This window comes from Kitasatospora sp. MBT66, from assembly GCF_000710405.2.
Classification (GTDB): domain Bacteria; phylum Actinomycetota; class Actinomycetes; order Streptomycetales; family Streptomycetaceae; genus Kitasatospora; species Kitasatospora purpeofusca.
Genome location: NZ_JAIY01000023.1, coordinates 51,493 through 64,650, shown reverse-complemented (window position 1 = coordinate 64,650; position 13,158 = coordinate 51,493). Strand labels below are relative to the sequence as shown.

Genomic DNA, 13,158 nt, shown 5'->3' with positions numbered 1-13,158 from the left:
CGGCCACCCCGGCCCACCAGCCACCCACACCCACCACCCCGTTCAGCGAAGCCGGTGTCCGCTCCCGGCTCCCCCAGACGCCCTGTGCCCTCACACAGGTACGCCTTCGGAGGCAGCCATGAAGGAAATCCTCGACGCGATCCTCAGCTCCGACAGCACCTCGGCGGACTTCGCCCATGTGAAGCTGCCGGAGTCCTACCGGGCGGTGACGCTCCACAAGGACGAGGAGCAGATGTTCGCGGGCCTCGCCAGCCGCGACAAGGACCCCCGCAAGTCCCTCCACCTCGACGACGTCCCGCTGCCCGAGCTGGGCCCGGGCGAGGCGCTGGTCGCCGTGATGGCGAGCGCGGTGAACTACAACACCGTGTGGAGCTCGATCTTCGAGCCGGTCTCCACCTTCGGCTTCCTGGAGCGCTACGGCCGGCTCTCCCCGCTCACCAAGCGCCACGACCTGCCGTACCACGTGCTCGGCTCCGACCTGGCGGGCGTGGTGCTGCGCACCGGCGCCGGGGTCAACGCCTGGAAGCCGGGCGACGAGGTGGTCGCCCACTGCCTGTCCGTCGAGCTGGAGTCCTCGGACGGCCACAACGACACGATGATGGACCCGGAGCAGCGGATCTGGGGCTTCGAGACCAACTTCGGCGGCCTGGCCCAGCTGGCCCTGGTGAAGACCAACCAGCTGATGCCCAAGCCCGCCCACCTGACCTGGGAGGAGGCCGCCTCCCCGGGCCTGGTCAACTCCACCGCCTACCGCCAGCTGGTCTCGCAGAACGGCGCGGGCATGAAGCAGGGCGACAACGTGCTGATCTGGGGCGCCAGCGGCGGCCTCGGCTCGTACGCCACCCAGTACGCGCTGGCCGGCGGCGCCACCCCGATCTGCGTGGTCTCCAGCCCGGAGAAGGCCGACATCTGCCGGGCGATGGGCGCCGAGGCGATCATCGACCGCTCCGCCGAGGGCTACAGGTTCTGGAAGGACGAGCAGAACCAGGACCCGCGCGAGTGGAAGCGCTTCGGCGGGCGGATCCGTGAGCTGACCGGCGGCGAGGACGTCGACATCGTCTTCGAGCACCCCGGCCGGGAGACCTTCGGCGCCAGCGTCTACGTCACCCGCAAGGGCGGCACCATCGTCACCTGCGCCTCCACCTCCGGCTACATGCACCAGTACGACAACCGCTACCTGTGGATGTCGCTCAAGAAGATCGTCGGCTCGCACTTCGCCAACTACCGCGAGGCCTGGGAGGCCAACCGCCTGGTGGCCAAGGGCAAGATCCACCCCACGGTGTCCAAGGTCTACACGCTGGAGCAGACCGGGCAGGCCTCGCTGGACGTCCACCAGAACCGCCACCAGGGCAAGGTCGGCGTGCTCTGCCTGGCCCCCGAGGAGGGCCTGGGCGTGCGCGACGCCGAGCTGCGCGCCAAGCACCTGCCCGCGATCAACCTCTTCCGCGAGGTCACCGAGCGGACCATCCAGCCGAGCCGCGACATCTAAGGCGACCCGATGACCGACCAGAAGCGCGACCGGCCCTGGCTGATGCGCACCTACGCCGGGCACTCGACGGCCGAGGACTCCAACGCGCTGTACCGGCGGAACCTCGCCAAGGGGCAGACCGGCCTCTCGGTGGCGTTCGACCTGCCGACCCAGACCGGCTACGACTCGGACCACATCCTCGCCCGCGGCGAGGTCGGCCGGGTCGGGGTGCCGGTGGGCCACGTCGGCGACATGCGCACCCTGTTCGACGGCATCCCGCTCGAACAGACCAACACCTCCATGACGATCAACGCCACCGCGATGTGGCTGCTGGCGCTCTACCAGGTGGTCGCCGAGGAGCAGGGCGCGGACATCGCCAAGCTCACCGGCACCACCCAGAACGACATCGTCAAGGAGTACCTGTCGCGCGGGACGCACGTCTTCCCGCCCGGCCCCTCGGTGCGCCTGATCACCGACATGATCGCCTACACGGTCGGGAACATCCCGAAGTGGAACCCGATCAACATCTGCAGCTACCACCTCCAGGAGGCCGGGGCCACCCCGGTCCAGGAGATCGCCTACGCGATGTGCACCGCGATCGAGGTGCTGGACGCCGTCCGCGACTCCGGCCAGGTGCCGGCCGAGCGGATGGGCGAGGTGGTCGCCCGGATCTCCTTCTTCGTCAACGCCGGGGTGCGGTTCGTCGAGGAGATGTGCAAGATGCGGGCCTTCGGCCGGCTCTGGGAGAAGGTCACCCGGGAGCGCTACGGCATCGAGGACCCCAAGCAGCGCCGGTTCCGCTACGGCGTGCAGGTCAACTCGCTCGGCCTGACCGAGGCCCAGCCGGAGAACAACGTCCAGCGGATCGTGCTGGAGATGCTCGCCGTCACGCTCTCCAAGGACGCCCGCGCCCGCGCCGTCCAGCTGCCCGCCTGGAACGAGGCCCTCGGCCTGCCCCGGCCGTGGGACCAGCAGTGGTCGCTGCGGATCCAGCAGGTGCTCGCCTTCGAGTCCGACCTGCTGGAGTACGGGGACATCTTCAACGGCTCCGAGGTGATCGAGGCCAAGACCGCCGAGCTGCTGGCCGGCGCCGAGGCCGAGATCGCCAAGGTGCTGGAGATGGGCGGGGTCATCCCGGCCGTCGAGTCCGGCTACCTGAAGTCCAACCTGGTCGCCTCGCACGCCGCCCGCCGGGCCCGGATCGAGTCCGGCGAGGACAGGATCATCGGGGTCAACTGCTTCGACACCACCGAGGAGAGCCCGCTCACGGCCGACCTCGACACCGCGATCATGGTCGTCGACCCGGCCTCCGAGCAGTCCGTGCTGACCGCGCTGGAGGCCTGGCGCGGTCAGCGCGACGAGGCCGCCGCGCTGCGCGCCCTGGAGGAGCTCAAGACCGTCGCCGGCACCACCGCGAACCTCGTGCCGGCCACCCTGGCCTGCGCCCGGGCCGGCGTCACCACCGGCGAGTGGGCCTTCGCCCTGCGCGAGGTGTTCGGCGAGTACCGCGCGCCCACCGGCGTCGGCGGCGCCCCGGTCGCGGTCCCGGCCGAGCCCGGCGGCGAGCTGGCCGCCGTCCGCGAGGCCGTCGCCGCGACCGCCTCCGAGCTCGGCGCCGGCAAGCTGCGGCTGCTGGTCGGCAAGCCCGGCCTGGACGGGCACTCCAACGGGGCCGAGCAGATCGCCGTCCGGGCCCGCGACGCCGGGTTCGAGGTGGTCTACCAGGGCATCCGGCTCACCCCCGAGCAGATCGTCTCGGCCGCCGTCGCCGAGGACGTCCACTGCGTGGGCCTGTCGATCCTCTCCGGCGCCCACTCCGAGCTGGTGCCGGACGTGCTGCACCGACTGCGCCGGGCCGGGGTGGAGGATGTCCCGGTGATCGTGGGTGGCATCATCCCGGCAGCGGACGGCGAGGCCCTCAAGGCCGCCGGCGTCGCCGCCGTGTTCACCCCGAAGGACTTCGGCATCACGACCATCATCGGCCGGATCGTGGACGAGATCCGGCTGGCCAACAGGCTCCAGCCCTGGACGCCCGCCACGGCCGCGACCACCGGCTGACCCGGAAGGAACACCCTCTTGTCCCAGAACCGCCTCCGCCCGCGCCGCTCCTGCCTCGCCGTGCCGGGCTCCAACCCGCGCTTCCTGGAGAAGGCCCAGGGCCTCCAGGCCGACCAGGTCTTCCTCGACCTGGAGGACGCCTGCGCCCCCCTGGTCAAGGAGAGCGCCCGCCACACCGTCGTCGACGCCCTGAACAACGGCGACTGGACCGGCAAGACCCGGGTCGTGCGGGTCAACGACTGGACCACCCACTGGACCTACCGCGACGTGATCACCGTGGTCGAGGGCGCCGGCCCGAACCTCGACTGCATCATGCTGCCGAAGGTCCAGGACGCCGAGCAGGTGAAGGCGCTCGACCTGCTGCTCACCCAGATCGAGAAGACCATGGGCTTCGAGGTCGGCCGGATCGGCATCGAGGCGCAGATCGAGAACGCCAAGGGCCTCATCAACGTCGACACCATCGCCCAGGCCTCGCCCCGGCTGGAGACCATCATCTTCGGCCCGGCCGACTTCATGGCCTCGATCAACATGAAGTCCCTGGTGGTCGGCGAGCAGCCGCCCGGCTACTCGGCCGACGCCTACCACTACATCCTGATGCGCATCCTGATGGCCGCCCGCGCCAACGACCTCCAGGCGATCGACGGCCCCTACCTCCAGATCCGCAACCAGGAGGGCTACCGCGAGGTGGCCGGCCGCGCCGCCGCGCTGGGCTTCGACGGCAAGTGGGTGCTGCACCCGGACCAGATCGGCGCCGCCAACGAGATCTTCTCGCCCTCCCAGGAGGACTACGACCACGCCGAGCTGATCCTCGACGCCTACGACTGGTGCACCTCCGAGGCCGGCGGCTTCAAGGGCTCGGCGATGCTCGGCGACGAGATGATCGACGAGGCCAGCCGCAAGATGGCGCTGGTCGTCTCCGGCAAGGGCCGCGCGGCCGGCATGAAGCGCACTTCCTCGTTCGAGCCCCCGCAGGCCTGAGACCGGTCAGGAGTCATCGACCATGCAGTTCGGACGCACCTACGAGGAGTTCGAGGTCGGCGCCGTCTACCGGCACTGGCCCGGCAAGACGGTCACCGAGTACGACGACCACCTCTTCTGCCTGCTCACCATGAACCACCACCCGCTCCACATGGACACCAACTACGCGGAGCGGACCACCGACTTCGGCAAGAACGTGGTGGTGGGCAACTACATCTACTCGCTGCTGCTCGGCATGTCCGTCCCGGACGTCTCCGGCAAGGCGATCGCCAACCTGGAGATCGAGTCGCTGCGGCACATCGCGCCGACCTTCCACGGCGACACGATCTACGGCGAGACCACCGTGCTCGACAAGTGGCCGTCCAAGTCCAAGGACGACCGCGGCATCGTGTACGTCGAGACCAAGGGCTACAAGCAGGACGGCACGGTCGTCTGCATCTTCCGCCGCAAGGTGATGGTGCCGACCGCGACGTACATCGAGGCGCGCGGCGGCGAGCAGCCCGCCCGGCCGACGCCGCTCGCCTGAGGACCCGTTCCCGCAGTCCCACCCCCCAGGACCCCGGACGGGCCGGCCGCCGTCATCGGCCGTGCCCCGCACCGGTTCACGGGGGCTCCGCGGAGCCACGCCCGCGGAGCCCCCGTCCACTCCCCCCACCCTCGTTTTTCCAGGCATGACAGGAGCCGCACGATGGGACGCCTCGCACAGACCGACGGCCTCACCGAGATCCAGCGGGACATCCTCGCCACCGTGCGCGAGTTCGTCGACAAGGAGATCATCCCGGTCGCGACCGAGCTGGAGCACAAGGACGAGTACCCGACGGAGATCGTCGAGGGCATGAAGCAGCTCGGCCTCTTCGGCCTGACCATCCCCGAGGAGTACGGCGGCCTCGGCGAGTCGCTGCTGACCTACGCCCTGGTGGTCGAGGAGATCGCCCGCGGCTGGATGTCCGTCTCCGGCATCGTCAACACCCACTTCATCGTCGCCCACATGATCAACGCGCACGGCACCCAGGAGCAGAAGGACCACTTCCTGCCCCGGATGGCGGCCGGCGAGATCCGCGGCGCCTTCTCGATGTCCGAGCCCGGCCTCGGCTCCGACGTCGCCGCGATCAGCACCAAGGGCGTCAAGGACGGGGAGTTCTACGTTCTCAACGGCCAGAAGATGTGGCTGACCAACGGCGGCACCTCCAGCCTGGTCGCGGTCCTGTGCAGGACCGACGAGGGCGGCTCCACGCCCTACAAGAACATGACCACCTTCCTGATCGAGAAGACGCCGGGCTTCGGCGCCAACCCGACCGTCCCCGGCCTCACCGTGCCCGGGAAGATCGAGAAGATGGGCTACAAGGGCGTCGACACCACCGAGCTGGTACTCCAGGACGTCCGGATCCCGGCCGACCGGATCCTCGGCGGCGTCCCCGGCCGCGGCTTCTACCAGATGATGGACGGCGTCGAGGTCGGCCGCGTCAACGTGGCCGCGCGCGGCTGCGGCGTCGCCCGCCGCGCCTTCGAGCTGGGCATCTCCTACGCCCAGCAGCGCTCCACCTTCGGCAAGAAGATCGCCGAGCACCAGGCGATCCAGTTCAAGCTCGCGGAGATGGCCACCAAGGTCGAGGCCGCGCACCAGATGATGGTCATGGCCGCCCGCAAGAAGGACAGCGGCGAGCGCAACGACCTCGAGGCGGGCATGGCGAAGTACCTCGCCTCCGAGTACTGCAAGGAGGTCGTCGAGGACGCCTTCCGCATCCACGGCGGCTACGGCTTCTCCAAGGAGTACGAGATCGAGCGGCTCTACCGGGAGGCCCCGATGCTGCTGATCGGTGAAGGTACTGCGGAGATCCAGAAGATGATCATCGGGCGCCGGCTGCTCGAGGAGTACCGCATCGCGGGCTGACCGGCCCGCTGCGGGGCTCGCGGCCGGCCCGCGAGACCGCCGGACGACGGGCGTGCGGGCCCGTCCCGGCACCGCGCCGTGTCCCGCCCCGGAGGCCTGGTCCGCCCCGGGACGACACGGCCGTTCCGGAGCGGCCGCAGGGCGTACAGCTGCTGTCACGCGCCCCGCGGCCGCTCCGGCATACCGTTCCGCGCCCTCGACGGGCAGTTCCGCAGGGCCGACCGGGCAGGGTTGAGACAAGAGTCACCAGCTTCGCCGGGTCCCTTGGGAACCGGACCGGGGCGAGCTACGGTCGTATACAAGGGGGCGCACCGGCGCCTCCCGCAGGTCACATGAACGAGCAGGCGGGTTGCCCACCCACCGTGTGCTCCCGATAGCATCCACCGGGACAGCAGACGTCCCTCTATTACCCGATCCCGCGGTGGCCCCCGTCCAGCGGCCATGATCCCCCGCGACAAAGGTCTTCGATGCCCATCAGCCCGTCCCCTCACACCTCCGTCACGGACCGCGATGCCCTCGCCGCCACGACGGCCGGTCGGCGACCCCGCGTGACCATCGCGCGCGGAGCCACCCCCTGGTTCGTCCCCACCCTCGCCACGGCCGCCGTGACCACCGCGCTCACCCGGCGCAGTGGCAAGTGGGCCCTCGCGGCGGTACCCGCCTGTGCGCTCGGCGCCGGCATGCTGTGGTTCTTCCGCGACCCCGAGCGTGAGATCGGCACGGGCAGAGTGATCTCCCCCGCCGACGGCGTGGTCCAGAGCATCGACGCGTGGCCGGACGGCCGGACCCGCGTGGCGATCTTCATGAGCCCGCTCAACGTCCACGTCAACCGGGCGCCCCTGCCCGGCACGGTGACCTCCGTCGAGCACGTGCCCGGTGGCTTCGTGCCCGCGTTCAACAAGGACAGCGACCAGAACGAGCGGGTCGTCTGGCACTTCGACACCGAGCTCGGCGACATCGAGATGGTCCAGATCGCGGGCGCCGTGGCGCGCCGCATCGTGCCGTACGTCGACGCCGGTACCAAGGTCGAGCAGGGCGAGCGGATCGGTCTGATCCGCTTCGGGTCCCGGGTCGACACCTACCTGCCGGCCGGCGTCGAGGTCGGCGTCGAGGTCGGCCAGAAGACCACCGCCGGGGTGACGCGCCTTGACCGTGACTGATCCTGAGACGATCGTCGGCCTGGACGACGAGGAGACGGCCCTGCGCCGTCGTCGCTGGGCCCGCGACCGCGAACTGCGGGCGCCGCGCTCGCCGCAGCACCTGTCCACCGCCGACTTCCTCACCCTGGGGAACGCCGTCTGCGGCTTCCTGGCGATCTACTCGATCACCACCGGGGTGCTCGTCCCGCACATCACCAACCCGGACGCCGCGCCGGACAAGCACAGCGCCGCCACCGCGGTGACGCTGCTGCTGATCGGCTCGATGTGCGACCTGTTCGACGGCCTGGTGGCGCGCAAGCTGCGCTCCTCGGCGCTCGGCGCAGAACTCGACAACCTGGCCGACCTGATCAGCTTCGGCATCGCGCCGGCCTACTTCGTCGCGGTCTGGGGCATGGTCTCGCCCGGCTCCAACAGCCGGCTGTCGGCGCTGATCGCGCTGACCGTGCTGCTCGCGGTGGTACTGCGGCTCGCCCGCTTCTCCACCGTGAAGATGCGGCCGGGGGTGTTCCAGGGCATGCCCTGCCCGATGGGCGCGATGACGGTGATCGCCATCGTGCTGCTCGACCCGCCGTTCCTGCCCGGTCTGCTGGCGATCTTCGCCGTCGCGTACCTCATGGTCAGCCGGATCGAGTACCCGAAGCCGCAGGGGCTGCTGGCCACCGCCACGCTGTGCTGGATCGTGGTCTCGATCGGCTGCCTGGCGGCCTGGGCGACCGGTCTGCCGGGAGGCGACAACCTGCTGCACATCGGCGCGTTCGCGCAGATCGCGCTCGCCGCGATGGCGCCGCTGCTGGTGATCCGCCGCAAGGTCGGCCAGAAGGTCGGCGACGTGCGGGCCCGCCGCGCGGAGTCGCGGATCGGCTGACGACCGCCGCAGGACGAACGGAAGGGCCCGGCTCCCCGAGGGGAGCCGGGCCCTTCCGCATGTCCGGGTGCGTGTCCGGGCTCGTGTCCGGGTGCCGGGTGAGGCTCAGGCGCCGCCGCGGTGGACGCTGAACGCCGAGCGGCGGGCCGCCCGGGCCACCGCCGGGTCCGGGTGGACGCCGGAGACGGCCGTCAGCACCGAGGCCGCCCGGGGGTGCCCGGACTGCCGGGCCCGGGCGAACAGCCGCACCGGGTCGCCGGCCGAGGCGCCCTCGACGTGGCCCACCAGAAGTTCCGTTTCCCCGTGGTCCAGCACGGCCGCGGCGGTGTCCACCCAGAGCCAGGCGGCGTCCTCCGCGCCCAGCACATCGGCCGGGGAGACCCCCTCGTCCGAGCGCTCGGCCAGCCACAGCAGCGCGTACGGGCGCAGCACCGCCTCGTCGACGGCGGCCCGCACGGCCTGCTCGGCGGTGGATCCGGCCACCCGCAGCGCCTCGAAGGCCAGGCCGCGCACCAGGGCGTCCTCGCCCTGCGCGGCCTCCAGCAGCTCGGCCACCGCCCGGTCGGCGGGGCGGGCGGCCAGCCAGGCCCGGTACTCGGCGCGGGCCGGGCCGGGCGAGTAGTCGGCGCAGGCGCTCAGCAGTTCCATCGCGCTCTGCTCGATGTGGCCGGCGGCGGTCTGCGCGACGGTGCAGATCTCCTCCAGCTTGGCCCGCACCGCCCAGTGCCCGAGCGGGGAGAGCTCGGCCGCGTTGTCCTCGCGGACCAGCGCGCCGACGGCGGCGAGGCCGTCCAGCATCCAGTCCAGGACGGCGGCGACGTCGGCGGGCGAGGCCGGGGTGTCGATCTGCGGCTCGCGGCAGGTGCCGCGGACGGCGGAGACGGCGGAGGCCGCGTGCGGGACGGGCGAGAGGCCGAAGGCGCCCTCGCCGCCGCCGACCCGGCGCTCGTCCAGTCCGCGCCGGAGCAGTTCCAGCAGCTCGATGTCGGCGACCGGGCCGTCCACCAGGTGCAGGAAGGAGAGCAGTTGGGGTGCCTGGTCGACGGCCTGTCCGGCGAGGACGGCGAACACGCCGCGCAGGGCGGCGGGCGGCACCGGGGCGAGCAGGGTCCAGGCGTCGAACAGGGTCGACCAGCCGCGGATCACCGCCTCGTCGTCGTGCTCCCAGGCGTGCAGGCGCCAGCCGGGGACGGCGCCGCCGTCGCGGGGCTCGACCAGGCCGACCAGCAGGGCCTGGCCCCAGGCCTTGGCGGCGGCGCCCACCGTCATGGCGAGGGCGCGGCCGGCCGCGCGGGCGTCGTCCGGGAGCAGTTCGCCGCGCTTGTCGACCTCGTCGAGGTCGCCGGCCCAGCGGGCGATCCGGACGGCGTCGACCAGCATCCGGCGGGCCAGCGGGGCCAGCTCGGCGGGTGCGGGGAAGCCCTCCGGTACGGGGACCCGGCCTCGGCCGGGGGCGGGGGCGGGGCCTCGTCGGCGGGGTACGCCCTGGCTCCCCGGCCTCGCGCCGGCGGGGCGGTGGGCCGTTCCGGGGAGACGGGTCACCGTCGCACCGGAACCGTTGGTCGGCGGGAGCGGGGCATCACGGTCGCGCGGATTCCGAGACGTCACGTCGAGCAGTCTTCCCCTTGTACCGGCCTTCTGTCACATCCGGTTGTCCGCGCGGGGCGGGGCGGGGGTCCGGGGGGATCGACAAGATCGGGCAACAGAGGCCAAACCGACTGGCTTGATCTTTGTGGCGGGTGCATGCCAGGTCGGACGGGTGGAAGGGGCCGGTGGTCCGGGCGGGACCCCGGGCGGCCCGCGCGCCGACCGCCGTCCGTCGGCCGCTCACCCGGTCCTCCCGGCTCCCCGGCCCCGCGTGGCGCGGCGGGGAGCACGCGGCGGGGCCGGAGCCGGGGTCGGGGAGCGGCGGCTCAGCAGAAGGGGGTGAGCCAGCGGCGCAGGGTCTCGGAGTAGCGGTCCGGGTCGGTGTTCCACAGCGCGGCGTGGTCGCCGCCGGGGAAGGCCTGGAGGTTCACCAGCGACGGACGGCTCGCGGCCAGCCGCTCGGCGGCCCGGAACGGCGCCACCGGGTCGTCGGGGCCGTGCAGCACCAGGGTGGGCACCCGGAGGTCGGTGCCCTCGGCGAGGCGGGCGAAGTCGGCCAGATCCACGCCGGTGCGGCCCTGGGCGGCCAGCGCGCCGAGTTCGGCGGCCGCGCCCCGGTACCCGGCCCTGACCGCGTCCCGGCGGGCGGTGGCCGGCCAGTCCAGCACCGGGGAGTCCAGGACCAGGCTGCTGACCGAGGAGGCGAAGTCGGAGCGGGCGGCGGCCTGCAGGGCCATCGTGGCGCCCAGCGACCAGCCGTAGAGGACGACCCGGCCCGCGCCGCCGTCCAGAGCCAGCCGGATCGCCGCCTCGACGTCCCGCCACTCCGTCTCGCCGAAGTGGCCCAGGCCGTCCGGGGAGGCCGGCGCGCCCGCGTCGCCGCGGTAGGTGACCGCCAGCGCGGGCAGGCCGAGCCGGCCCAGGACGGGGAGGACGGGCAGGACCTGGCTGCGGTCGGCGTCCGGGCCGTGCACCAGGATCACCCAGGTGCCGCGCTTGCCGTCGAGCCACCAGGCGGGCAGCGCGCCCAGCTCGCCCTCGACGGCGGTCTCGCCGAAGGTCAGACCGAGCGCCGAGGCCGGGTCGCCGAGGTACACCCGGGGGGTGAAGCGGACCTCGGTACCGGGGGCGAGGGTGCCCCGGTCGGCCCGGACCAGCCGGCGGGTGACGCCCCGTTCGTCGCGGTGCAGCACCTCCTCGACGACGGCGTGCCCGTCCTGGCCCCACTCGACGGCCCAGCGCCCGGGGCGCTCGCTCGCCGCGCTCCGGGTGAAGGTGATCCGCCCGGCGCCCAGGCTCTGCACCACGACCGGGCCGGTCCGCTCCCGGGCGGCCCCGGCCGGGCGGACCATCCGCTCCGAGGCCCGGCGGCCGATCACCAGGACGGCCGCCCCGGTGCCGACCGCGGCGGCTGCCACGGTGGCCGCGATTCCCCAACGCATACTCGCTCCCCGCTGCTCGGTTCTGGGCCGACCGGTGTCCGGACCCACGTCACAGCCCAGTCCACTGGCCGGGACCCGGCCGGGCCAGCAGGACACGGCCGTACGGGTTGCCACGCGAGCAAGGTCACACCGGGATCGTCAGAACGAGAGTGCCAGAACGAACGGGGGATCACACGGGTATCGCGGGCTCCCGTCGGGCCAGCAGCTCCCAGAAGCGCTCGGCCGGCGGGACCACCGCCGCGGACGGCGCGGCCGCCCCCTCGGCGGGCCCCCAGCCGCCGGAGCCCCAGTGGGCGGGCACCTGCCGCTCGTCCTGGAGCACGGGCAGCACGGCGTCGAGGTCCGCCCGGTCCACCGGCACGATCCGGACGATCGCGCCGACCTGCGCCTGCCAGCGACCGTCGACGCAGCGCCGCAGCCGCCGGTCCAGCTCCTCCCGGCGGCCGGTGGCCGCGACCAGCTCCCGCAGGGTCAGGCCCAGCACGTGCGCGAGCGCCGCCGTCGGCTCGGCGTCGCCGTCCCACTGGCCGGTGGCCTCGGCGCGCCGGTAGTCCTCCGTCGGGACGCCGATCCGGCGGGCCGCGCCGTCCGGGCTCAGCTCGCGGGCGAGCCGGAAGTCCCGCAGGCTCGCCGGGCGCACGCCCATCAGCTGCTCGGGCGGGCACCACAGCGCCCGGGCCAGGGCGAGGAACTCCTCCTCGCCGGGGGGCGGCCCGCCGTTCTCCCAGCCGAGGACGTGGGCGGGGAGCAGCCGGACGCCGTGCGCGGCCATGCCCTCGGCGACCTGCTCGGGGGTCAGGCCGAGGGCGGCGCGGTGGGCGCGGACGGCGGCGGGCGAGAACGGCACCGGGGGCGGCGGGGCGGGCGGGACGGACCGGGCCGGACGTGCGAAGAGGTGGGGGCGCTGGGGTCGCATGGGTCCCGACGGTAGGCGCGGCGCCGGGTGCTGCCCCAGCCGACGAACGCACGAAGCGGGGCGGGCGCGCCGCCCGGCGGGAGTGGAGGATCGCACAGCGGGGCGCGGTCCGGCGGCGGGCGTCCTCGGAGGTAGCGACGGGGAACGGGGGCGCCGGGACAGCTGTCATCAGGGCGTCGGCGTGTGACCAACCCCTCCGCGACCTCGGTTGACTCCCCCTTCGGGCCCGTGATGGGATCCTTCAGCCATTACGGAGGCAAGCAGAGGAAGCCGGTGCGAGTCCGGCGCGGTCCCGCCACTGTCACCGGGGAGCACGACCGGAGTTCAGCCACGGAGGGCCGTTCGCGGCCGCCGGAAGGCCCGGGAGCGCGTTCGACCCGGGAGCCAGGAGACTCTCACCCCCGGTACGTCGATCCAGGGCGCGGACCCTGAGTGAGGACACGCACGCGATGCAGGCTGCCCCGCCGGGCCGGGACCTCCCCCCGAGCACTCCCCCGAGCACTCCCCTGAGCTCTCTGCCGAGCCCTCTGCCGACCACGCCGCGAACCACACCGCCCGCCTTCCCGTGCGCCCGCTGACCCGGGCCGCCGCGTTCGGCGCGGGCGCCGTCGCCGGGTACCTGGCCGACGCCCGGTTCGGCGATCCGCGCCGCGGCCACCCGGTGGCCGGCTTCGGCGCCGCGGCCGGCCGGCTGGAGCGGCGGCTGTGGCGCGACGACCGCGCGGCCGGCACCGCCTTCACCGCGCTCTGCGTGGGCACCGTCGCGGCCGGCGCGGTGGCCGCCGACCGGCTG

Annotated in this window: 11 protein-coding genes and 1 riboswitch; of the genes, 8 read left to right on the top strand and 3 right to left on the bottom strand. The window is 73.1% G+C overall.

Annotated elements, in window-relative coordinates; translation table 11 throughout:
• The first annotated feature begins 118 nt into the window (after nucleotides 1-118).
• The 7 genes from ccrA to BI06_RS44230 all read left to right on the top strand — a co-directional run bounded on the left by ccrA (nucleotide 119) and on the right by BI06_RS44230 (nucleotide 8,420).
• The gene (gene ccrA, locus BI06_RS44260; protein ID WP_043478595.1) at nucleotides 119-1,489 is read left to right on the top strand and encodes a crotonyl-CoA carboxylase/reductase; all 1,371 of its coding nucleotides are present in this window, start codon (nucleotides 119-121) and stop codon (nucleotides 1,487-1,489) included.
• A gap of 9 nt (nucleotides 1,490-1,498) precedes the next feature.
• Nucleotides 1,499-3,526, top strand: a complete 2,028-nt coding sequence (locus BI06_RS44255; protein ID WP_043478591.1) for a protein meaA — start codon at nucleotides 1,499-1,501, stop codon at nucleotides 3,524-3,526.
• An 18-nt stretch (nucleotides 3,527-3,544) separates the two neighbouring features.
• Nucleotides 3,545-4,504 (top strand): CoA ester lyase, encoded by a 960-nt coding sequence (locus BI06_RS44250; protein WP_030398300.1) that lies wholly within the window; start codon nucleotides 3,545-3,547, stop codon nucleotides 4,502-4,504.
• A gap of 22 nt (nucleotides 4,505-4,526) precedes the next feature.
• Nucleotides 4,527-5,030, top strand: coding sequence for a MaoC family dehydratase (locus BI06_RS44245; protein ID WP_030398301.1), 504 nt, complete (start codon nucleotides 4,527-4,529; stop codon nucleotides 5,028-5,030).
• 162 nt (nucleotides 5,031-5,192) lie between these two features.
• The gene (locus tag BI06_RS44240; RefSeq protein ID WP_030398302.1) at nucleotides 5,193-6,395 is read left to right on the top strand and encodes an acyl-CoA dehydrogenase family protein; all 1,203 of its coding nucleotides are present in this window, start codon (nucleotides 5,193-5,195) and stop codon (nucleotides 6,393-6,395) included.
• A 467-nt stretch (nucleotides 6,396-6,862) separates the two neighbouring features.
• Nucleotides 6,863-7,555, top strand: coding sequence for a phosphatidylserine decarboxylase (locus BI06_RS44235; RefSeq protein ID WP_030398303.1), 693 nt, complete (start codon nucleotides 6,863-6,865; stop codon nucleotides 7,553-7,555).
• The gene (locus tag BI06_RS44230; RefSeq protein WP_030398304.1) at nucleotides 7,542-8,420 is read left to right on the top strand and encodes a CDP-alcohol phosphatidyltransferase family protein; all 879 of its coding nucleotides are present in this window, start codon (nucleotides 7,542-7,544) and stop codon (nucleotides 8,418-8,420) included. The genes BI06_RS44235 and BI06_RS44230 overlap by 14 nt, the downstream gene beginning before the upstream one ends.
• A gap of 105 nt (nucleotides 8,421-8,525) precedes the next feature.
• Here the strand turns inward: BI06_RS44230 and BI06_RS44225 are convergent, their stop codons facing one another.
• From BI06_RS44225 to BI06_RS44215, 3 genes are all read right to left on the bottom strand, one after another.
• Nucleotides 8,526-9,962 carry a hypothetical protein gene (locus tag BI06_RS44225; RefSeq protein ID WP_233290555.1) on the bottom strand — a complete coding sequence of 479 codons (1,437 nt, stop codon included), beginning with the start codon at nucleotides 9,960-9,962 and terminating at the stop codon, nucleotides 8,526-8,528.
• Nucleotides 9,963-10,333: 371 nt separating this feature from the next.
• Nucleotides 10,334-11,449 carry a S9 family peptidase gene (locus BI06_RS44220; RefSeq protein ID WP_043478587.1) on the bottom strand — a complete coding sequence of 372 codons (1,116 nt, stop codon included), beginning with the start codon at nucleotides 11,447-11,449 and terminating at the stop codon, nucleotides 10,334-10,336.
• A 169-nt stretch (nucleotides 11,450-11,618) separates the two neighbouring features.
• Nucleotides 11,619-12,365 carry a helix-turn-helix transcriptional regulator gene (locus BI06_RS44215; protein ID WP_051743048.1) on the bottom strand — a complete coding sequence of 249 codons (747 nt, stop codon included), beginning with the start codon at nucleotides 12,363-12,365 and terminating at the stop codon, nucleotides 11,619-11,621.
• Between the two features lie 215 nt (nucleotides 12,366-12,580).
• Nucleotides 12,581-12,780, top strand: a riboswitch (cobalamin riboswitch).
• 150 nt (nucleotides 12,781-12,930) lie between these two features.
• Here BI06_RS44215 and BI06_RS54515 point away from each other — a divergent pair.
• Nucleotides 12,931-13,158, top strand: a 228-nt coding sequence (locus tag BI06_RS54515; protein ID WP_043478585.1) for a cobalamin biosynthesis protein, incomplete at its 3' end; no start/stop codon positions are given.